The sequence below is a fragment of the Flavobacterium acetivorans genome, from assembly GCF_020911885.1.
In the GTDB taxonomy this organism is placed as follows: domain Bacteria; phylum Bacteroidota; class Bacteroidia; order Flavobacteriales; family Flavobacteriaceae; genus Flavobacterium; species Flavobacterium acetivorans.
Map to the genome: position 1 here is coordinate 38,302 of NZ_CP087132.1, position 21,824 is coordinate 60,125.

Here is a 21,824-nt window from a genome sequence, read left to right on the forward strand (position 1 = left end):
ATGAATTTGAAGATCTCCAAAAAGACATCTTTTTTTTTTATTCGCATTTATAAATAGTACTTTTGCAAACTATTTACATTATACATGAGCTTTTTAAAAGAAATACAAAGAAGAAGAACGTTCGGAATTATATCACATCCCGATGCCGGTAAAACTACACTTACAGAAAAACTCCTCCTTTTTGGTGGTGCGATTCAGGAAGCCGGAGCTGTAAAAAACAACAAAATCAAAAAAGGAGCCACGAGTGACTTTATGGAAATTGAGCGCCAAAGAGGGATCTCGGTTTCTACATCGGTTTTGGCCTTTAATTATAAGGAGAAAAAAATAAACATTCTGGACACCCCGGGACATAAGGATTTTGCCGAAGACACCTTTAGGACTTTAACCGCCGTTGATAGCGTTATCGTAGTGATTGACGTTGCAAAAGGGGTCGAGGAACAAACGGAAAAATTAGTCGCCGTATGTAGAATGCGAAACATTCCGATGATTGTTTTCATTAACAAGCTGGACCGTGAAGGAAAAGACGCCTTTGACTTGATGGATGAAGTAGAGCAAAAACTGGGATTAACCGTAACTCCACTGAGTTTTCCAATAGGAATGGGTTATGATTTTCAGGGAATATACAATTTATGGGAGAAAAACATCAACCTTTTTAGCGGTGACAGCCGTAAAAACATTGAGGAAACAATTGCTTTTTCGGATGTACAAAACCCGGAATTGGAAAAAATAGTGGGACAAAAACCTGCCGATAGATTGCGCGAGGAATTAGAATTAATTGACGAAGTTTACCCAAAATTCAATCAACAAGATTACTTGGACGGAAAACTACAACCGGTATTTTTTGGTTCGGCATTGAATAACTTCGGGGTTCGTGAACTTTTGGATTGTTTTATCCAAATCGCTCCATCGCCAAGACCAAAAGATTCTGAAACGAGATTAGTTGATCCTAAAGAGGAAAAAATGACCGGTTTTGTTTTTAAAATCCATGCCAATATGGATCCAAAACACAGAGACCGATTGGCTTTTATAAAAATCGTCTCCGGAACTTTTGAAAGAAACAAACCTTATTATCACGTACGTCAAAAAAAGAATTTAAAATTCTCTAGCCCGAATGCCTTTTTTGCCGAAAAGAAAGAAATTGTAGACATTTCCTATCCCGGCGATATCGTAGGACTTCATGATACAGGGAATTTTAAAATTGGAGATACTTTAACCGAAGGTGAAATCATGAGTTTCAAAGGAATTCCTAGCTTCTCTCCGGAACATTTCAGATACATCAATAATGCTGATCCTATGAAAGCCAAACAGCTTGACAAAGGTGTGGATCAATTGATGGACGAAGGTGTTGCCCAATTATTCACCCTTGAAATGAATAACCGTAAAATCATTGGAACCGTTGGAGCACTTCAATATGAGGTAATCCAATACCGTTTAGAACATGAATATGGAGCCAAATGTACCTATGAGAATTTCCCGGTACACAAAGCCTGTTGGGTAAAACCGGATGACGCCAAGAATGATGAGTTTAAAGAGTTCAAACGAATCAAACAAAAATTCCTTGCCAAAGATAAATACGGTCAATTGGTTTTCCTTGCCGATTCTGACTTTACAATCCAAATGACGCAAAACAAATATCCGAGCGTAAAATTATTCTTTACATCAGAATTCGAATAATTCAATCAATCTATTTCTAACCAGATTCAGAAATAGATTTCCATAAAAAAATCCCATTCGCAGCGGCGAATGGGATTTTTTATTTTATAACACTTTAGGTACTAGTGACAGTCCTTATCCAAATGTTTTTTCTTTCTAGCCGGATCAGTAGTATTACCATCACAACTTGGAATTACTAAAAAAGGATAAGGCAATCCTGTCAAAGGATCTTTAATTTCTAATTTTGTAGTATAACCGTCACCATCATCATCTACATCCAAAAAGTTTGGAATACCATCACCATCCGTATCATCAGGGTTCGCCGTCTCAGGCTTTGTTGGGAAATTAGTTGTATCTCTATAATCATAAACATAGCCGTCCCCATCTAAATCCTCCAAATAAGACGGAATCCCGTCCCCGTCCTGATCCAGTCTTTGAATTTCAAACAATTTAAAGCTAAACACTAGAGGCGCATAGGCCGGAATAGCAGCACTTCCTGATGAAAAATAACCCAATCCTGAAGGGATAAACATAACACCTGCACCATAATCAGAATAACTAACCGTTCCATCAGCATTCGAAACATAAGTTCCAGTTTTAAACTGGGGAAAAATTTCACTCCACCCTCTTATTACTGATTGCAAACTAAACATTTGTTGTGGATTTTTAGTTTCCTCAAAAAATGTTGAACTAATAGTAGTCACTCCATCTACCGTTTTACTGGACAAATACTCTCCTTTATAGGCTGCCAACACTGCATCCATATTAGAAGGCGAAGGATTTCCTGCTTTACCTTCACTTAATACCAAATAATACAAGGTATAGCTAATGCCATGAAGTTTTACTGGACGACTTAGAAGTTTTGGAAACGATGCCTTGTCTTTATAAGACCAAATTGAAGGCTGAGTTCCTCCCGCAGGAATTTTAGTGATTTTAATATCAGCATCAGGGGAAACATCTTCTATATAATTTTCTTTCAAATAAGTCTCGATATCAGCTATATCAGTTTTATACTGTACTTCGTAATCACGAGGCGGAGTAATTTCAGGAGTATCATTATTTTTCGAACACGAAAATAACGAGAGTGTTGTAATTGATAAAATAAAATAAAACTTAAATTTGTTCATTATAGCTGATTTTTAAGTGCGCAATATACAATATTGATTTATTTTTGTAAACTATTTAACTCCGATTTTAGAATTTTTATGAGAATAGATAAATTTTTATGGTGTGTAAGATATTACAAGACCAGAAACATGGTAACCGAGGCTTGCAAAAAAAACCAGATTACTGTAAACGGCCTGGTTGCAAAACCCTCCAAGGAGGTTTTCCCTACTGATAAAATCACTTTTCGAAAAGATCAAATCACCCAAATCATTACCGTACTGGACATTCCCGAGAGCCGTGTAGGAGCCAAACTGGTTGATATTTACAGGCGCAACGATACACCGCCCGAAGTCTATCAACATTTAGAACTATTAAAACTCTCAAAAGAGCATTACCGAAAGACCGGAACCGGAAGACCCACTAAGAAAGACCGAAGAGACATCGACGAATTTGGCAATGCTATTGAAGACGATGACGAGGACTAATATTGACATTTTAAAACAAAACTTAAAACTAAAAAAATGAGTAAAAATATCATCCTAACAAATCAAGAAATTGAACACAAAATAAAAAGAATAGCTTACCAAATCTACGAGACATTTGTAGACGAAAACGAAGTGGTTCTTGCCGGAATAGCAAGCAACGGATTCGTTTTTGCCGAAAAAATTGCACAGGAATTAAAATCCATCTCACCACTAAAGGTTAGTTTATGCGAAATTCAAATCAACAAATTAAATCCTGAACTACCTATTCATACTTCTATACCAAAAGAAGACTATGCTAACAAAGGTTTGATTCTTGTTGATGACGTATTGAATTCGGGAACAACATTAATCTACGCCATAAGACATTTTCTAGACGTCCCTTTGAAAAAATTCAAAACTGCAGTGCTTGTAGATAGAAATCACAAAAAATATCCCGTAAAAGCCGATTTTAAAGGAATCTCTCTTTCTACCTCCTTATTAGAACACGTTCAAGTCGTATTTGATGAAAACAAAAACAGCTATGCTTATTTAAGCTAGAATCGCTACAATATCTAAAACGACCTGATCAATCGTCTTATCATCTACACTAACGGCATACTGCGCCTTATTATAATAAAAGCTTCTTTCAAATAGATGCATCGCAATAAACTCCTTCATCTCCACATCACTTTTGTTGGCGATAAGGGGTCTTTTGCTTTTATTAGCAGACAATCGATCAAATAAGGTCTCAATAGATGCTTTTAGATAAACTGACAATACATCCTCCCCTATTAATAACTCATGGTTATTGGCATAACAAGGAGTCCCTCCACCCAATCCTATAATAAAACGATCAGCAGAACTCAATAATTCCTTAAAAGATTCCTGTTCTAATTTCCTAAAATAAACTTCTCCGTGTTTCTCGAATAGGGCATTTATGGACAAATTGGTTTTTTTTTCGATATATTCATCCAAATCGACAAAGGGAATTCCAATATTTTTCGACAATGTTTTGGCAATGGTTGACTTTCCGCATCCCATGTAGCCTAATAATATAATTTTTTTCATAGAATAAAACCCTATAAACTAAGGCGTTAAAATTTATTGTTAAAAAAAGTCAAATTTAAGACAAATTTCTTTGGAAAACTCCAAATAAAGTCCTTATATTTGCACCCGCATTCAAGCAAAGAAATTATGACTCGATAGCTCAGTTGGTAGAGCACATCACTTTTAATGATGGGGTCCTGGGTTCGAGCCCCAGTCGGGTCACAAATAGTGATCAACACATAATTTACTTGAAAGCATTGACTCGATAGCTCAGTTGGTAGAGCACATCACTTTTAATGATGGGGTCCTGGGTTCGAGCCCCAGTCGGGTCACAAAAGGTCGAGTAATTTATTACTTGACCTTTTTTATTTTAGGCCACGTGGAGAAACGGTAGACTTGCCATCTTGAGGGGGTGGTGCTCGTAAGGGCGTGTGGGTTCAAATCCCACCGTGGTCACTTTTTAAATTAAAAAACCTTGTAAGTATTGATCTTACAAGGTTTTTTTTGGTTTTAATACCTATCTTGAACCAAGAGCGGATCAGCTGCAAAAGTTGGGGAGGAAATAAATAGTGCACGATCAAGTCCAAAATTAAGCATACACTATCCATGCACTATCCATACACTATCTATACACTATCCATACACTATCTATTTTAAAAACGACAGGAACAGACTTTAGCCCGTTTTGGATATCGAATAAAAAATTGGCTTTAGCCAAAATAGAGATTAAGTTTCGGCTTAAGCCTCTTTAAGAATTCAATTTTCATATCGGGCTAAAGCCCGATCCAATTGATAACAGTGTAAATTATTAAAATTAAAATAGTACCAATAAAATAACAATCGATAGTAATCCTCATCATAGAACAAAAAAAAGAGGCCCATTGACCTCTTGAAATTCTTCTTATTCATGTATCGCAAACTCCATTAGGAATGGATGGAGAGCGGTTCCGCTCAACAGGAGTTTCATTGTTGGCTTTTCAAGCCCAACTCTGGCTATTGGCAGTAGTTTTTTTTATAATTCAATCGAATTCGTTTTCATAAATTCCCCAACAATTTCACTAATGTTTGGAATCAACTCTGCTGTAATTCTATTTGTCAATTGTCTTGTATGAATTAATAATTTTGGTTTAGTTCCTGATTCATTCTGCATATGTATCCAAATTTTATCTTTTGCTTTTGAATCATGTAGTTTTATGAATTTTACATTAAATAGCTCACACACTTCTCCTGGATAAGTTACTAAGCGGATACTCATCGAGGAAAAAGTGAAGCGCCTTTGTAAAGTTTGCGATTAAAAAATAAGTCGCCCTAGGTTAAAAACTACTTCACGAACCCATAACAGAGAACTCACAACTCACTTCTACAACTGAATGAATTATTCAATTTTGATTTCCTTAATAACCGGCCAGCAAGTATGTTGTTTGGTGGCCTCTATACGGATCGCACGAATGGTTCTTCCTTCTAATATTGCTGTAGCCGTTCCATCGTCTTTGAAAGCGGCAATTTTTTCGAATGTCTCTCCATCCTCCGAAATCAGTAAATCGGCAAATTGAATATAATCTTTTGAATCACCTGTAAGCACCGAAATCTTAGTTGCTGTTACCGGCTCGCCTAATTTAATTTGATACCAATCGCCCACGCCAATACTTCTGCTTCCCCAATAAAAAGTATTCGATTTACCATCAAATATGTATTCCAGATGGTAATCCCCATGGTTTGGAAGATTGGTTGTTAACCAAGCATGTCTGACCAATGCCGGTTTTTCATTTTTGGGTTTAAACTCTGTTTCATTAATGGCATCGTCAATATAATAATTGATACCCAAAGCTTTCATGGAACCGTAACTTTGATCCAAACGCTTCAGATAGTCTTCCCAATTTCTATTTTCTTTAGGGGACCAAAGCACTTCTGCCAAGGCTGTAATTCTAGGATACAGCATCTCCTCTATCCTGTTTTGAGTACTCACACGCTCTGTCCATAAACAAGCCTGACCTCCAAGTACTAAGTTGTTTTTATTTAAAGCTTCCATTTCTGCAGAAATAGGATCCCATTCGTATACTTTTCGGGTTGCATTTCCGGCATAACCCCAATCGTAATAACATCCATGTTGTGGTGCCATTATTACAGGAACATTGCGTTGCAAAGCTTCCAGTCCTTGCTTGAATCCATAGTCACGCCAAACCATGACAATATCATCAGCAGAAGCAGCCTGTCGCTCATTAATCTCATCCCAGCCTACCATGGTTTTTCCTAATTTCTTAACTGCATTCGACATTCTTTTAGTGAAATAATCCTGTAGTTCTCCCCATTTCTCTAAATGCTCCTGCTGGTGCAGTTTTTGGCATTTTGTACATTTTTCCCAAATGGTAGTGGGCACCTCATCACCCCCCAAATGTATTTTTTGGGAAGGAAAGATAGAGGCTATTTCCTGAATCACCTTTTCTGCAAAAGTATATACCTCAGGATTTCCCAAACAAAGCATGTTTATATTAGTTCTTTTACGGTCTTTCAACGGCATTTCTTCCGGATAGACTTCAAATTCGCCACCTGTACAAGACAAATCGGGATAGGCAGCCAGAATAGCTGTAGCATGACCCGGAATATCAATTTCCGGAATAACCTCAATATTATGCATTCCTGCAAAAGCAACCACTTCTTTTAAATCCTCTTGGGTATAAAACTTACCTGATAATTCTGGATAATCCTTATAATAGGTACCGGCTGTAGTCAGTTTGGGATAGGCTTTTATCTCTATTCTCCAGGCATTATTATCGGTAAGGTGCAGATGCAATTTGTTCAGTTTAAAAAAAGCCATTTGTGTAATGGTTTCTTTTAATTCGGCTACAGTCCAAAAATGCCGGCTACAGTCCAACATCAATCCGCGATAATTAAAACGGGCTTGGTCTTCTATTTTTACTTGCATTACAATCCCATTTTCAGCATGAAAAACCAGTTGCTTCCATGTTTGTAAAGCATTAAAAGCACCTCCATAATCGGCAGCTTCTATCAGAACCCCATTCTTATTCACTAGTAAGCGGTATGATTCCAAATCTAAATTTTGGACTTTTTTTATACGAACGGCAGTCGAATTGGCCTTTTCAACAATCCTCAGAGGCTGTAGTTTATTCTTTTGGTTAAACTCCGCAAACTGTCCGCCTAAAGCACTCCATAGTTCAGGTAATTCTAATTCAGTGATCGATTTTATATCAAGTCCTTTATTTGAGGTCTCTATTGATTTTGGCTGCGGAATAATTGCGAGTGTACGGCTAGTTGGAACTACAATATTTTGACTCTTACAACCCAATAGGACAATACCAAAAAGCAGACTAAGTATTACTGTTTTTTTCATAAAATGGAATCTAATTATAGAATCAGGATACGATCCTTTTTTATACTGAAAATTATCACTTCTATTCGCTCTCATCAGGCATAGCTGCGGGCTGATTCGTTTTCTTATCAATTGGCATAGTTGCTTTCCATTGTCTTAATTGTTCCGACAATGTTTTGGATAATGCTTTTACCATATCGGGATGCGCAACTGATAGATCGCTATGCTCTCCAATATCGGTTTTCAAATTATAGAGTTGCTTACTTCCGTCACGCATATCGTATATCAGTTTCCAATCTCCTTTCCTGATGGCACTCTGATAGTTGATACCCGGTCCATCTTTTGTTGTCCATTTATTGGGAATATGCCAGATCAAAGCCCTGCTGTTGTCCTTCAAATCCGGATTTTTCAAAATAGGAACAAAACTTTTTCCATCTATATCCTGCACTTTTTTACCATCATTAACCTTAGCCATTTCCAAGAGCGTTGGAAAAAAATCTTCGATAATTACATACTGATTTGCCACCGAAGCCGCTCTAGTTACACCAGGCCACTTTACAATCATAGGAACCCTTATTCCTCCTTCGTTTACAGAACCCTTGCCTGCTTTCAAAGGCAAATTTTGGGTATGAGGTTCCCCTGCTCTTGATGGCGCAAGACTCAAGCCACCATTATCGCTCATAAAAACAATAATGGTATTTTTATCAGCTTTTTTAGAAACCAGATAATCCATTATGTCTCCTAGACTCTGATCCATACCTTCCACTAAGCTGGCATATTTTGCTTCTGTCTCATCTAATCCTGCATCTACATATTTTTGGTAATAACGAGGATCAGCCATCATAGGATCATGTACAGCATAATGCGCCATATTTAAATAAAAAGGCTGTTTGTTTTTTATCGGATTTTCCAATGTTTTTATGGCTTCTTTGGTGAGCGCGTCCGTTAAAAAAGTACCCGTTCCATAATATTCTCCCAAATCAGGAACCGCCTGCCAACTTGCTTTCCCGGGCTTATTACCATAATTATCCTCAGATAAATAACTTTGGGGATGCCCCGCTGCATGACCGGCAATGTTTGTAATAAAACCCATACTCAAAGGATTGGCTCCGGGAGTTCCCGCTGATCCCCAATGTGCCTTACCCACGTGTACCGTAAAATAACCCGCATCTTTCAATAATTGAGGAAAAGGAGTTGCGTATTGCGTATGTGGAATTCCTACCACGGGACTCATGCCATTGTAATTCCATTCTGGGGCACTAAACTGCTCGTCCGTATTATCGGTAGGATTGTTATTTGCCGGTGATGTCCAATTGGTGATTCGGGCATGAGCCGAGTTCATACCACTTAACATGCTGGCTCTGGTTGGCGTACATACCGGTTGGGCATAGGCATTGGTAAACTTCATTCCTTCTTTGGCCAATCGTTCCATATTTGGGGTATGATAGCGTTTATTCAAAGGCATAAGGCTATCTCCAAAAGGTACTGAAGTATCCACCCAACCCATGTCATCCACTAGAAAAACAATGATATTGGGTCTTGACTTCGTGTTGTTTTTTGAGGATTGGGCGAAAACTGCTCCGGTGAACAATAATGAAGTCAGTATACTGAAACAAAACTGTTCAACGCTAATTGTAAATCCAAGGGTAGCTTTCATTCTATTTTTTAATTAGTTCGTAAATTAATGAAATAAACAGTTTTTATTTGATGCGTTTTTTTAATTGAAATAAATCAGTGGCTTCTAAATTTTTCCAATCAGTGGCTCCCGATGGCTTCCATTTTATATCCATCGTTTCATTTGCTTCCGAATTTTTTAGCAGATAAACCGAAATTGGATGATAACCTGCTTTCAAAAACACCTCTTCAGTCAATTCTTCGCCCGCTTTGTAAGCAAAATCAGCATCAAAAAGACGCGCTTGGTGCAAACGCACAAAAGCCTTAGAAGATGTTTTCATTGAAAAACTGTATTTGCCATCGGATGGAACTTTCACAAAAGTGGTATAAAGAAACATTCCCTTTTTATGGGTTTGCGTATCAGCAGCTATTGCTTTGGTGATTTTTTGCTCTTTAGCTTTCAATTCTTTTTCCGAAACCACCCAAGGGAAATCGCCTTCAAAAAATTGCTGTACCACTCCTGGGAAAAATTTAGCTGAAACTTCAGCTTCAGGAATCAAAGCAGTGTCATAAGGACGAGGAGCTTCGGCATCGGCACGTCTTAGTTGCAAAACGGCAGCCTTCATCTGCTGTTGCATTTTTTCAAAACCGGGTTTTAGCGCCAGATTATTTATTTCGCCTGGGTCTTTCACAACATCGAAGATTTCGAAATTGTCGTCTGCGGATTTAATATCGTAACGAACGCCTTTATAATTTCCAAATCGGATTAATTGTTGTTGCCCACGTTTTTTGTTTCTATGCGTTGGGTCAAATTCTTTATAATTAGGTGTTCTACCTTCTCCTTCATATTCTACATATACAAGAGTTTCTTTTTGTTTTCCTTTAGCGGTTAAAGAAGGTAATAATGAAACGCCATCTGTTCTTGCAGGAGCTGGAACGCCAGCCATATCCGAAAAAGTAGCCATCCAATCAGATAACATCGACGGAGTGTTAATGACTTTTCCTGCTTGAATATTTTTAGGCCAATTGACCAAAACTGGCATACGAACACCTCCTTCTAAAATATCTCTTTTTATGCCTTCAAAATTACCATTACTCTCAAAAAATGTTGATTTATAATCTACGAATGGTGATGGAAGATAAGCTTCATTTGAAGCACCATTATCAGAAGAGAAAACTACAATTGTATTTTCGTCAATTTTTAGATCTTTCAATAATTGTAAAATATCACCAACTCCATCATCAATACGGCGATTGGCAGTAGCATAACGCTTGTAAGTATCTGGCCAAGCAATTTCTGCTGTAGCTGGATCATTGTCGTTATCATAAGTAGCATCTGCGTATTCAGGATACACAAAGCTATCCGGAACACCCGAAGCGGTATTAATCATCTGACCTTTTATTCCTGTCCATTGTACGCCTCCATTTAAACCCAATCCATTTGGATAAGCCTGAGTAGGCAACTCTAAAACGGCATGTGGTGCATCATAAGCAAGATACATAAAGAAAGGTTTGTCTGCATCATTCCCTTTGGCGTGCTCTACTATCTGTTTTTTGGCGACAGCCGTCCACAGATCGGTGGTATATGATTTAGCAAGTCCATCGGCCACATTTACATAATTGTCGTACACTTCTTTTTTACCTCGGTAGATACCTTCATAAGGATAATGTTCATGACCATCCATATGACGCATGTATCCATAATAAGAGTCAAATCCTCTCTTCAAAGGATGCGAAGGCCAGTTAGGACCAGTTTCTGCTACTCCCTGTAATCCCCATTTTCCAACAGCCATAGTTTGGTAGCCGGCTTGTTTTAAAACGCTTCCCAAAGTATGATTGTCTTCTAGCGCTTTGTCAAATTGATTGTTTCTAACATGTGCATTACCCTGATTGACCCCTGTTAACAAAGAGCCTCTTGAAGGTGCACAAACTGGCGCATTACAATATTGTTGTGTAAAAATTGCTCCAGTGGCGGCCATTTGGTCTAAATAAGGCGTAATTTGGTAGGGTTTGGAACGGTCATTACTTTTCATGCGTTGATTTTGGAAAAAAACGCCTACATCTCCATATCCCATGTCATCTACTAAAATGTAAATGATATTAGGTCTTTCTTGTGAAATCCCTTTTAATGCAAAACAAGTTATCAGTATAACCGAAAATATTTTTTTCATATTTATTTTTTTTAACTATTTAAGTTGTTCTTTATTTATTCTTTTTTTTATTTAATCGAAGGCCTTTTCTTATTACAAACATAGGGTGTCAAAATATTTGCTTACTTCTATTGTTCATACAAATTATGCCTCTCATTTGGATCGTTTTACAGATAAAGACTTATATTCTCTACATTTCTCGCAACCAAAAAAAGAACCCATAATTTCATTTTTTTTCCTATTCATCAAGTATTCATTTTTGTATTTTTCAAATAACAAAGAATAATTACTTCTATTTATTTTAAAAGAATCATTTATCAATTTCTTCGACATGATATGCCGAAAAATTTATTATATCCGGCTCCGCTACTGACTCATCAATCACCAACCTCAGCTTTTTTGTAAAAATAGGTTTGTCAGATAGAAAAATATATTTATTCCCTATTGCAGTGCCCTTGTTTACCGTTAGCCATTTCCCTTTCTGATAAACTTGTATGCTGAAAGCCCTTATGCGATGTCCTTTAGCAATGTTTTCCTGCACCAAAAACTGATTGATTGACGTTTCTTGAGCCAACTTCAATTCAATTATTTTTCCTTTTCCTCTTGTAGTAGCAAGAGGGAAGTCAAAGCGTCGTTTTATCTCCTGACCCCATTCCTTTAGGCGTTGTACATCTTCTTTTGGCATAAGCCCGGTGTTATCCGGTGTTAATCCCATAATAAGAGTAGCATTTCTTCCAACTGATTTGTAATAAATGTTCATCAGTTCTTTCAAATGATAAATACTCTTTTCATCACCAGGTTCCCAAAACCATTCATGTCTTCCGTTAAAACCACGTAAAGGCGCATCGGCCATCGCTGGTACCCAATATTTTCCATTTACATCTCCCTCTTTCAATAATTGAAATCCGTTTTTAGAGATTCCGGGAATAGCACTTTCTCCTGAACCTGTAAAATTGTATGGAAATGTAGACCAGCAAGGATAATTCACCATACCACTTTCAGAGCCGCCCCAACGTGCTTCGGCCAACTGGTCGTTGTGATAAAACAAACAATCAGGCTGGTACTTTTTCACTATTGGCAATACATCTGGCGCTCCTTTTTGTGGGGCACTGGCGCCCCCATCAAACCATATTTCGAACAAAGGGCCATAATTAGTACAAATTTCTTTTACCATTCCTTCCACCATTGTATTGTAATAGGCCTGCCTTTTTTTCTGCATTGCACTATTGGGCTCACCATCTACGATGAAATCATGTACGCCAAAAAATGAATTCCAACGAATACCCAAATAAACACCTGGCTTGATATCGTGTTTGCGACAAGCATCTGTAAAATCCTTAAAAAGATCCCCTTTTCCATCTTTCCATTTCAAACTCTTCATCGAATACGGATTTACATCCGATTGAAACAAAGCGAAACCGGTTTCATGAGTAACGGTAAGTATAGCAAATTTTGCACCCGCCGCTTTGGCAGAAATGACCCATTGTTCGACATCCAATTGTTTCGGATTAAAAATATTATAATCCACTAACGGGCTAATCCTGTTGGTACCTTGGTTGTATTTTGACTCATCAAATACGTGCAAATCATAATGAAAAACCACCCCAAATTCGGCCTTCTGCCAGGCCAATTGCTGTTTGTTTGGCAAAGGCAAAGAATTTATTTGTGCGTTTAACGAAAAAAAACACATTAAAAAAACACTCAATGGTAGCATTATACACTTTGAACTCATTTTAAACATTATTTGTTTTTACCTAAACAAGATTAAGATTTCACGATTAATTCTTTTTAAGATCTTAGTTAAAATACTGTCGTTTTTTACATCACTAAAGAAACATCCTTAAAACAGATTAGACTTTACTTTATTTAAGATTACTTTAAAATAATTTAACTTCTAAAATCGAACTTAATTCGCCGTCAAGATCTTTCTGGCATCCTGATCTTCGTATTGGGCAATCAGTTTGTTGAGCTCCACTTTCATCTGAGCGGTGATTTTTTCAAACCCTTTTTTCCCGTATAAATTATTAATTTCGTTAGGATCTTTCTTTAAATCATACAATTCCCAAGAACTCACTCTTTTGTAAAAACGAACCAATTTATAGCGTTTGGTTCTTAGACCAAAATGAGGAGATACCGAATGTTCTCCATTTTCATAATAGTGATAATAGATGGCGTCACGTCCTTTTGCTTTTTTATCTGTAAATAAGGGCAACATCGATTGTCCTTGTTCGTCTTTTGGGATGGCTACTCCGGCCGCATCAAGCATCGTAGGAGCAATATCCAGATTCATCACCAAATCATTCGATATGGTTCCGGGTTTTACCACTCCCGGATAACGCATCACCATTGGAGTTCTGAAGGATTCCTCATAAATAAAACGCTTGTCAAACCAGCCGTGTTCCCCCAAATAAAATCCCTGATCCGACATATAAATCACGATGGTATTCTCTGTCAAATTATTTTTATCCAAATAGTCCAAGGTACGCCCAATGTTTCGGTCCAATGAAACTGCCGTACTCAAATAGTCGCGCATGTAGCGCTGAAATTTCCATTCGGTCAATTCTTTTCCTTTTAGATTACGAGCTTTCAAATCGGCTGCTATGGGCAAATAATAGTCGTCAAACTTTTTACGCTGCTCGGCGTTCATTCTCGAAACAGTTCCTTCCTGATTGGTATCAGCTTCGTCTTTAAAGACTTTCAAGTCATATCCCATGACCATGGTTTTGGCAATGGACATGTCCTGGACTTTGGCTGCTTCCCGATTTTTGTAATCATCGTAAAAATTATGAGGCAAAGGAAAAGTTACATGATCAAATTTCCCCATATCCTGAATATCCGGTATCCAAGTACGATGGGTGGCTTTATGGCCTATAACCAGACAAAAAGGTTTGTCTTTGTCGCGGTTGTCCAACCAGTTTTCGGAAACATCTTCGACTATATCCGAGACATAGCCTTCGGTGCGTTTTTTAGTACCGTCCATCATGTGGAAATCCGGATTGTAGTACTGGCCTTGCCCGGGTAAAATTTGCCAATAATCAAAACCTTGGGGGTCTGTTTCCAGATGCCATTTTCCAATCCAAGCCGTTTCATAACCGGAGCCTTTTAGTTGCTTGATGAAGCTATCCTGACTTCCGTCAAAACGCGAGTTTTCATTGTCTTTAAATCCGTTTTTATGGCTGTACTTGCCCGTTAGAATCACCGCGCGGCTTGGACCGCAAATCGAATTGGTTACATAGCCTTTGTTGAACAGAACCCCTTCGCGGGCAATACGGTCAATATTGGGCGTTGGTTTCATGGTATTGCCATAGGCCCCAATGGCCTGAAAGGCATGGTCATCCGAAATGATGATGACAATATTGGGTCTTTTTGCTGTCTTATTTTGGGCCGATAGCTGAACGCAAAAACTACAGGATAAGGCAAGCACTATTGCTGGTATATTAAATCTTTTCATTTCTATTTATTTTTAATCGTTATGGTAACGGCTGTACTTTGTAATCCTTCGGCTGTGGCTGTAAGATTAAATTCACCTTCTTTATCCATAGACTGCAAAATGATTTGGCATTTTCCGTTAAATAGTGAACGCTTCCAGTTGCCATCCATGCATTTATCGGCTTCGTGTGAGCTTGGATCGCCATTACCCACCCCTAAGATAGTGGCATTGCCTTTTAACTGGAATTGGATCAAATTCATCGCATCGGGAATCTCTCTGCCTTGTTTGTCCAGAACGCTTACATTGATAACTGAGACATCATTTCCGTCAGCCTTTATAGCTTGGCGGTCCGGAGTCAAGACAATTTGGTATGGGGCTGTAGTGGTTTCGACAGCCGTTCGGATTATTTTGCCATTTTTCAAGCCTACTGCTTCTAATTTGCCCGGCTCGTAAATAACGTCCCATTCTAAATGGCTGTTGCGTGGCATGGTTTTCTTTCCTAAACTTTTACCATTTAAAAACAGTTCCACTTCATCGGCATTAGTGTTGCACCATACATTTACTTTATCACCCGCTTTGTGGCCGTTCCAGTGCGGATAAATTTTGATAACGTCTTTATCCGTCCACCAGCTTTGGTAGTAATAGTAGGTGTTTTTAGGGAATCCGCAAACATCCATTATTCCAAAATGTGAATTAACATTTGGCCAGGTAAACGGCGTTGGCTCCCCACGGTAATCAAAACCGGTCCAAACGAAACCGCCCATTAGCCAAGGTCTGTCCACGGTAAACTTCCACCATTCTTCTGCTCTTTGTCCCCAGCCCGGTTTGTTCATATCGTAATCTGGCAAATATCCTTTGATAGAATCCTTGGCATACATTCCTCTGGAGCTTACCATAGAAGACACCTCGCTAAAAACCATCGGTTGTGTAGGATGTTCTTTGTGGTAATCGTCTAATTCTTTGATGTGGTAATTGAACCCTCTGACATCCATTTCCTGGTTGATTCCCTTGAAATTGATTCCGTTATTTCCTCCATACGTACTCAAGCGCGAAGGATCTAATTCTTTTTGGCGTTGTACTAAAGTATGCGCCATGCGTCTGCCCAAATCGGTGTTTTGCACTCCGGTTTCTTCGTTTCCAAGACTCCAAAGCATGATACTCGCGTGGTTGCGGTCTCTTAAAATCAATTTTTCAAATTGCTCGTAATATTCTTTTCCGGTGCCAATGACACGAATTTCATCCATCACCATCATGCCCAGCTTATCACAGGCTTCCAAAACTGATTTTGAAGGCGGATTATGACTGCAACGGTAGGCATTGACTCCCATTTCCTTCAAGAGTTTGATTCTGTAATAGACCAAAGCATCTGGTACTGCCGATCCAACGCCTGCATGATCCTGATGCACACACATGCCTTTTATTTTCATGGCTTCTCCGTTTAGCGAAAAACCAGTAGTGGCATTATAATCAAAAGTGCGTACGCCAAATTCCGTTTGAAGGCTGTCTACTGTTTTTCCTGCTTTTTTCACAATGGAAACCAATCGGTATAAATTAGGCGTATCCAGTCCCCACAGTTTTGGGTTTTTGAGCGAAAACTGCTGCTCTATTTTATGTGTTTCGTTATTTTTCACTTTAACTTTCTCGGTCAAAGATGGAGTAACTTTTGTCCCTTTAGCATCCATCACATAAGAAACCACCGAGCAATCCACTGTTTTGCCTTCTTGGTTTTTAACTGTGGTTTGCGCCTGAACTTTGGCATTCGATTTTTCCACTTTTGCCGAAACATAGACTCCGTATTCCGGTATGTGAACCGGACTAAAGGACTCTAAAAAAACATTTCTATATATACCCGCTCCTTCATAAAACCAGCCTTCGTACTGGGTAGCATCGACGCGAATTACAATCAGATTTTCTTTTGAAAACTCGATAAAATCAGTGATATCAAAAGAACTCTCGGTGTAACCTCCAAAATTCCCTCCGATATAATTGTTGTTTACCCACAATTTAAAATCGCGGTACACCCCTTCCAATCGAAGCACAAAACGTTGGCCTTCCTTTTCTTTCTCTACATTAAAACGCTTTCTGTACCAGCCCACGCTGTTCTCCGGATAGAAACCGCCAACAGGTCTGTAGCCATGACTTTGAACATCAAAATGTTTATGATATTCAAAAGGAAGTTCAACTGCCCAATCGTGAGGCACATTTAGGCTGCGCCATTTACTATCGTCAAATTTTGGACTTACAGCCCCACCACCACCACCGGCGATTGTAAAATTACGAACAATCCCATAATCAAAATCTTTAGCCGGATTATTGGCACTTCCCAAATGGAATTTCCAGTTTTTGTTAAGGGATTCGGTTTGTCTGGCTGTTGTTATTGTACCATTTTTCTGTGCCTCGGTATTTTGAAAGGAGAGCAACAAAATTGAAATGAAAAACAATAATCCGTAGCCTTTTTTGAAAGAAATCATCATGTTTTAATTTAGTATATAGTTTTAATTGTTTTTTTCAAATGCTATCTAAGGATGCAGCTCTGAAGTAAATACGACAATCCCCAGATCTCCCAGCCTCTTTGAATGGGAATGAGCCGCCCAAATTGTACTAAGTAGAAAATGGGTAAGACCGTAATCATGATAATATTGTTTATCAATGGCTTCCTATTTCCTGGATTGATTTAGTTTGGGAATTACTTTTAGTGTCCTATTTTCTTTCTTCATAAAAAAAAGAAACAGTTTCAAAAATAAAACAGATTCCTTACTAAATACACCAGTACCTACCAGTTATTTTGTGCTTTTATAATAAATATTTTTTTGAACTTATGAATCGTTAGAACAAAGTATCACTGCTATACAAAACAATTAACTTTATTACACCTAATGTCTAGAGGGATTCGATGTTATGTCAAGAAAATCAAAAGGATCTCAATAAAAACAAAAAAACAGTAATAAACCTAGGCTTACTACTGTCTAAAAATTGTACTCTTATTTTTTATTAATCCTGTATCTCCTTTTTAGGACTAGACAAATCTTGCATAGCTTTTTCAGGACTAGGAATAATAAATAAATTTCTCTTAAAATAATATAAAGAAATTCTTTTTTCTTTAAAATATAATTCTGTTATAATACAGAGGGGAATTAATTGAAAAAAGACCTATAAAATCAATGTAAATGATTTACTTAACAAAATGACAAAAAAAATTAAAATTCAACCTCATCCGGCATCGGCACTACCTTGCCCGAATTTTTAAAAGTGGGCATCGGAGCTTTACATTTCCTTAATTCATTGGACAGTAATGATGAGAGTTGTTCCACTTTACCAGGATACCTATCTGACAGATTATTCTTCTCCCCGATATCATCATTAAGGTCATACAATTCTTTCTTGCCAGTTCTCATGCTGTAAACTAATTTCCAATTGCCCTGACGGATTGCACTGAAATAGTTAATTCCTGGAGCAGCAGAACTAGTCCATTTATTAGGATTATGCCAAACCAATATCCTCTCATTGTTACTATAATTTGCATTTTTTAAAATGGGCAAAAAACTTTCTCCGTCAAGCTGTTGAGCAGTCCTATAATTTTTTAGCCCTGCCATTTCTAAAATGGTTGGGAAAAAATCTTCGATGATTACATACTGTTGGGCAACCGTAGATGGTTTTACCACAGCAGGCCATTTTACAATCATCGGCTCCCTAATACCACCTTCATATACCGATCCTTTGCTGGATTTCAAAGGCAGGTTTGACCTATGGCTGGGTCCATTATCGCTCATAAAAATGACAATGGTGTTTTTTTCAATGTTTTTTTCTTTTAAATAATTCATGATGTCGCCCAGGCTTTTATCCATGCCTTCAATCATCGAAGCAAGTTTTGCTTCCTTAGCGTCCAGTCCAGCATCCAAATATTTCTGAATATAGCGGCTATCAGCCATCAGCGGATCATGAATTGCATAATGCGACATATTGAGATAAAAAGCTTGTTTGTTTTTGATGGGAGCTTCCAAAGATTTGATGGCTTCCAAGGTTAACGCTTCGGTAAGAAAACAATCTTTTCCAAAATATTCCTGCAGGTCCGGAACAGCATTCGGTGATGTTTTTCCAGGTATATTTCCATAATTATCTGTGCCCTTAAAACTTTGCGGATGGCCTATCGAATTTCCAGAAATATTTACCATAAACCCTAAATTATACGGACTAGAACCTGGTGTACCTGCCGATCCCCAATGTGCTTTTCCTACATGAATGGTAAAATATCCCGCATCTTTCAATAGTTGTGGGTAGGTAGTAGCATAAGCAGTGTGTGGTATGCCCGGCACAGGGCTTAACCCATTATAATTCCAATCCGCCTTTGCCATTTCCTCATCGCTATTATCAGTATTGTTATCTTTTACAGGTGAGGTCCAATTGGTAACACCATGATTTGCTGCATTCATACCCGAAATCATACTAACGCGTGTTGGTGTACAAACTGGTGTAGCATAAGCATTAGTAAATTTCATGCCTTCTTTAGCCAATCGTTCCATATTGGGCGTGTGGTATCGCTTATTGAGTTCGGTGGTTTTTGTCCAAAAAGGCAAAGAAGTATCTTGCCAGCCCATATCATCGACTAAAAAAACAATGATATTGGGTTGGGCTCTTTTTGCTACAGTTTTCGGAGATTGAGCGTAAACTATACCAATAAAGAATAGAAGAAAAGCGCCGAGGTAGTTTTTATTTGATCGCAAAGTTTTGATTGAATTCATACACTCTATTTATTAATATGGAATAACTTATTAAATAACTATTACACAATTTTTTTTTAATGGCTTCTTTCAGATTCTACCTCATCTTAGACAGCCTAGCCAGTTGCTAAAACTCCCTATCAACTCAGTGCCTACAGAAACTTGAAATCTTCAAGAAAAAGACCACGCACAACATACGCAAAGAGGCACTTTTTTATTAAAAGCACCTCATCAAATGCATTTCACAACTTCTGTTTTAAAGCATACAAAATCGGATTGCTGAAATTCAATTCTTTCTTCGAAATTATGGTTATTTATAACCCCTAGCTTCCAAATAATGACTTATAAATGGTTGTCAGTACTTTTAAGAAAAATAATATTTTCAAATACCAATTCTAAATCGATACATTGTAGCTATAATTTCATTATTATCAGCATTTTTATTTAGCTTATTCTTTAAAAACAAACTCTAATACCTATATCATAAGACTTCTTAAAAAATTTTATAAATTATATCCTGGATTTTGTTCCAATGCCGGATTATTCTCAATACTAGATAAAGGAATAGGGAAATAATAATGTTCTGGCTTAAATAATCGTACCAATTTTTCATTTACAAGAATTGCAGTAAAAGTATTATTAGCAACATCCCAAGTCCATTGAATATGCTTAAATTTTTCGGTAGGACTTAACTCTGTTTGTGCTATTCTCCAACGACGCAAATCCCAAAAACGATGATTTTCAAATGCCAATTCTATTTTTCGTTCATGCATAATATTCTGCATTGTAAGACTTGTTCTTGATGGCATTCCAGCACGTGTTCTAATTGCATTTAAGGCATCCAATCCCGAAGCATCCCCTAAAGCATGGGCTGCTTCTGCATAGTTCAAATAGGCCTCAGCTATTCTGTATACTACCAATGGCGCATCACCAATGTCATTAATTACCATTGGATTGTTTTCGTTGGCAGTTTTAATCACACACATACCTGAAGATTGACGGTTTTGAGTAGGTCCTCTAAGCGGAATTCCAGCCTGATTCGCATCTGCTGTATTTTTCACAGTATTATGCATGTAGGCGGAAAATCCTTGTATCTCATAAGGAGGTAGAGCTATTGAAGCACGAAAACGAGGATCTTTATCCGCAAAAAGTTGTGCTAAATTATAGTACTGTCCAGATGCTAGAGTGCTGCGTAAAGTTGCTGAATTATCAGGTAACATAATTCCGGGAATGCCATTTTTATATTCATACCACTCAAGAGTTTCCATCCAAGTTGCTTGCCACGCACCCCAGTTTACGTGTTCGGGTTTTGCTCTAGGCAATAAATAAACACCCTCGTTATTATATCTACCTCCTTCTCCGTTAAATTGTATGGTTAAGATAGACTCCTTATCATTAGCACTTCCTATATCATTAAATATTTTCCTATACTCAACTACAGTTTGACCAGGCCTTAAGGCAAAATTTCCTGTTCCAAAAGGAGCTGGCAGTATTTTTCTTGAAGCTTCTAAAGATAATTTATAATAGTTTTGGGCTTCAGAAGGATTAATTCCAACTAGCCCGTTAATATCCTTTAATGGTAGTAGGTTATTATTACTTGAGATACTACCAGCATATAACATTGCTCTACTCATAAGCATCCAAACCGCTGGTTCTGTAATTCTACCAATAGTAGTTGTTTTATTAGCCAATAATACTGCTGCCTTGTTCAGATCACTAGCAATAAAATCATAAGTTTCTTTCTCACTACTTCTAGGAATTCTAAGATCTTCTGCTGGTAAAGATGTTTCTTGAGGATAATCTACGATGGGAACACCACCATATCTAATCACTTTTCTGAAATACGCATGTGCTCTTAAAAAATACGCTTCTCCTAATCTTTGCTCTCTAAAGTTGGTACTCAATCTTGAATCTTCAATTGATAACTCTTTAATTGCCACATTTAAAGCTCTGATAAAAGACCAAGACTCTGTTCCAAAATAAGGCAATGCTACACCAGTACTAATACCGGATAAGTTACCCGTTGTATACCCATATGCCCCTCCTTGATCTCTACCAAAAGCCTCTCCTCCTAATGGTTGTGTACCATATCGTCTTACATGCGGATCTCCAGAATTGTCATTGGCTTCAATTAAATCAGATCGATCATACATATTTGCCATATATGCATCTACAAGAGACTCATCATCCCAAACTAAATCATTACCAATAACATCTAATCGTGTAGAGTCCAGTGGATTTTCACAGGCATATATAATAGCTACTACTACTAATAGTAAAATATTTCTAATTGTTTTCATATTGAATATTTTA

14 protein-coding genes and 3 tRNA genes are annotated in these 21,824 nt (G+C 37.7%); 6 read left to right on the plus strand and 11 right to left on the minus strand.

Annotation, left to right across the window (positions count from 1 at the left end; all coding sequences use genetic code 11):
• Window positions 1-84 precede the first annotated feature (84 nt).
• Window positions 85-1,674, plus strand: a complete 1,590-nt coding sequence (locus LNP19_RS00175; RefSeq protein WP_230062807.1) for a peptide chain release factor 3 — start codon at window positions 85-87, stop codon at window positions 1,672-1,674.
• Window positions 1,675-1,775: 101 nt separating this feature from the next.
• Here the strand turns inward: LNP19_RS00175 and bamM are convergent, their stop codons facing one another.
• Window positions 1,776-2,780, minus strand: a complete 1,005-nt coding sequence (gene bamM, locus LNP19_RS00180; protein ID WP_230062808.1) for a BamM family beta-barrel-assembly machinery protein — start codon at window positions 2,778-2,780, stop codon at window positions 1,776-1,778.
• A 78-nt stretch (window positions 2,781-2,858) separates the two neighbouring features.
• Here bamM and LNP19_RS00185 point away from each other — a divergent pair, with 78 nt between their 5' ends.
• Window positions 2,859-3,245 carry an RNA-binding S4 domain-containing protein gene (locus tag LNP19_RS00185; RefSeq protein ID WP_230062809.1) on the plus strand — a complete coding sequence of 129 codons (387 nt, stop codon included), beginning with the start codon at window positions 2,859-2,861 and terminating at the stop codon, window positions 3,243-3,245.
• 36 nt (window positions 3,246-3,281) lie between these two features.
• Window positions 3,282-3,782 (plus strand): phosphoribosyltransferase family protein, encoded by a 501-nt coding sequence (locus LNP19_RS00190; RefSeq protein WP_230062810.1) that lies wholly within the window; start codon window positions 3,282-3,284, stop codon window positions 3,780-3,782.
• On the opposite strand, the gene LNP19_RS00195 is transcribed toward LNP19_RS00190, so the two are convergent.
• Window positions 3,774-4,292, minus strand: a complete 519-nt coding sequence (locus tag LNP19_RS00195) for a shikimate kinase (protein WP_230062811.1) — start codon at window positions 4,290-4,292, stop codon at window positions 3,774-3,776. The two genes, LNP19_RS00190 and LNP19_RS00195, sit on opposite strands and share 9 nt — an antisense overlap.
• Window positions 4,293-4,420: 128 nt before the next feature.
• Here LNP19_RS00195 and LNP19_RS00200 point away from each other — a divergent pair.
• The 3 genes from LNP19_RS00200 to LNP19_RS00210 all read left to right on the plus strand — a co-directional run bounded on the left by LNP19_RS00200 (window position 4,421) and on the right by LNP19_RS00210 (window position 4,727).
• Window positions 4,421-4,493: transfer RNA gene (locus LNP19_RS00200), tRNA-Lys, on the plus strand.
• 37 nt (window positions 4,494-4,530) lie between these two features.
• Window positions 4,531-4,603, plus strand: a tRNA-Lys gene (locus LNP19_RS00205).
• 41 nt (window positions 4,604-4,644) lie between these two features.
• A tRNA-Leu gene (locus tag LNP19_RS00210) sits at window positions 4,645-4,727 on the plus strand.
• A 556-nt stretch (window positions 4,728-5,283) separates the two neighbouring features.
• Here the strand turns inward: LNP19_RS00210 and LNP19_RS00215 are convergent.
• From LNP19_RS00215 to LNP19_RS00255, 9 genes are all read right to left on the minus strand, one after another.
• Complete coding sequence (locus LNP19_RS00215) at window positions 5,284-5,526, minus strand: hypothetical protein (RefSeq protein ID WP_230062812.1); 243 nt, start codon at window positions 5,524-5,526, stop codon at window positions 5,284-5,286.
• Between the two features lie 120 nt (window positions 5,527-5,646).
• Window positions 5,647-7,620: a glycoside hydrolase family 20 protein gene (locus tag LNP19_RS00220; protein WP_230062813.1), complete on the minus strand. Its 1,974-nt coding sequence runs from the start codon at window positions 7,618-7,620 to the stop codon at window positions 5,647-5,649.
• 61 nt (window positions 7,621-7,681) lie between these two features.
• Complete coding sequence (locus tag LNP19_RS00225) at window positions 7,682-9,256, minus strand: sulfatase (RefSeq protein ID WP_230062814.1); 1,575 nt, start codon at window positions 9,254-9,256, stop codon at window positions 7,682-7,684.
• 43 nt (window positions 9,257-9,299) lie between these two features.
• Complete coding sequence (locus LNP19_RS00230; protein WP_230062815.1) at window positions 9,300-11,384, minus strand: arylsulfatase; 2,085 nt, start codon at window positions 11,382-11,384, stop codon at window positions 9,300-9,302.
• Window positions 11,385-11,673: 289 nt separating this feature from the next.
• On the minus strand, window positions 11,674-13,011 hold the full coding sequence (locus LNP19_RS00235; protein WP_230062816.1) for an alpha-L-fucosidase: 1,338 nt from the start codon (window positions 13,009-13,011) through the stop codon (window positions 11,674-11,676).
• A gap of 258 nt (window positions 13,012-13,269) precedes the next feature.
• Window positions 13,270-14,814, minus strand: coding sequence for a sulfatase family protein (locus tag LNP19_RS00240; RefSeq protein WP_230062817.1), 1,545 nt, complete (start codon window positions 14,812-14,814; stop codon window positions 13,270-13,272).
• 2 nt (window positions 14,815-14,816) lie between these two features.
• A complete protein-coding gene (gene galA / locus LNP19_RS00245) occupies window positions 14,817-17,267 on the minus strand; it encodes a beta-galactosidase GalA (RefSeq protein WP_230062818.1) in 2,451 nt (816 codons plus the stop codon).
• A gap of 723 nt (window positions 17,268-17,990) precedes the next feature.
• Window positions 17,991-19,532 carry a sulfatase gene (locus tag LNP19_RS00250; protein ID WP_230062819.1) on the minus strand — a complete coding sequence of 514 codons (1,542 nt, stop codon included), beginning with the start codon at window positions 19,530-19,532 and terminating at the stop codon, window positions 17,991-17,993.
• Window positions 19,533-20,014: 482 nt separating this feature from the next.
• Window positions 20,015-21,811 (minus strand): RagB/SusD family nutrient uptake outer membrane protein, encoded by a 1,797-nt coding sequence (locus LNP19_RS00255; RefSeq protein ID WP_230062820.1) that lies wholly within the window; start codon window positions 21,809-21,811, stop codon window positions 20,015-20,017.
• Between the last annotated feature and the right edge of the window lie 13 nt (window positions 21,812-21,824).

Coding starts and splice junctions, on each gene's coding strand:
- LNP19_RS00175 (WP_230062807.1), top strand. CDS start 85: ATGAGCTTTTTAAAAGAAATACAAAGAAGAAGAACGTTCGGAATTATA.
- bamM (WP_230062808.1), bottom strand. CDS start 2,780: ATGAACAAATTTAAGTTTTATTTTATTTTATCAATTACAACACTCTCG.
- LNP19_RS00185 (WP_230062809.1), top strand. CDS start 2,859: ATGAGAATAGATAAATTTTTATGGTGTGTAAGATATTACAAGACCAGA.
- LNP19_RS00190 (WP_230062810.1), top strand. CDS start 3,282: ATGAGTAAAAATATCATCCTAACAAATCAAGAAATTGAACACAAAATA.
- LNP19_RS00195 (WP_230062811.1), bottom strand. CDS start 4,292: ATGAAAAAAATTATATTATTAGGCTACATGGGATGCGGAAAGTCAACC.
- LNP19_RS00215 (WP_230062812.1), bottom strand. CDS start 5,526: ATGAGTATCCGCTTAGTAACTTATCCAGGAGAAGTGTGTGAGCTATTT.
- LNP19_RS00220 (WP_230062813.1), bottom strand. CDS start 7,620: ATGAAAAAAACAGTAATACTTAGTCTGCTTTTTGGTATTGTCCTATTG.
- LNP19_RS00225 (WP_230062814.1), bottom strand. CDS start 9,256: ATGAAAGCTACCCTTGGATTTACAATTAGCGTTGAACAGTTTTGTTTC.
- LNP19_RS00230 (WP_230062815.1), bottom strand. CDS start 11,384: ATGAAAAAAATATTTTCGGTTATACTGATAACTTGTTTTGCATTAAAA.
- LNP19_RS00240 (WP_230062817.1), bottom strand. CDS start 14,814: ATGAAAAGATTTAATATACCAGCAATAGTGCTTGCCTTATCCTGTAGT.
- galA (WP_230062818.1), bottom strand. CDS start 17,267: ATGATGATTTCTTTCAAAAAAGGCTACGGATTATTGTTTTTCATTTCA.
- LNP19_RS00250 (WP_230062819.1), bottom strand. CDS start 19,532: ATGAATTCAATCAAAACTTTGCGATCAAATAAAAACTACCTCGGCGCT.
- LNP19_RS00255 (WP_230062820.1), bottom strand. CDS start 21,811: ATGAAAACAATTAGAAATATTTTACTATTAGTAGTAGTAGCTATTATA.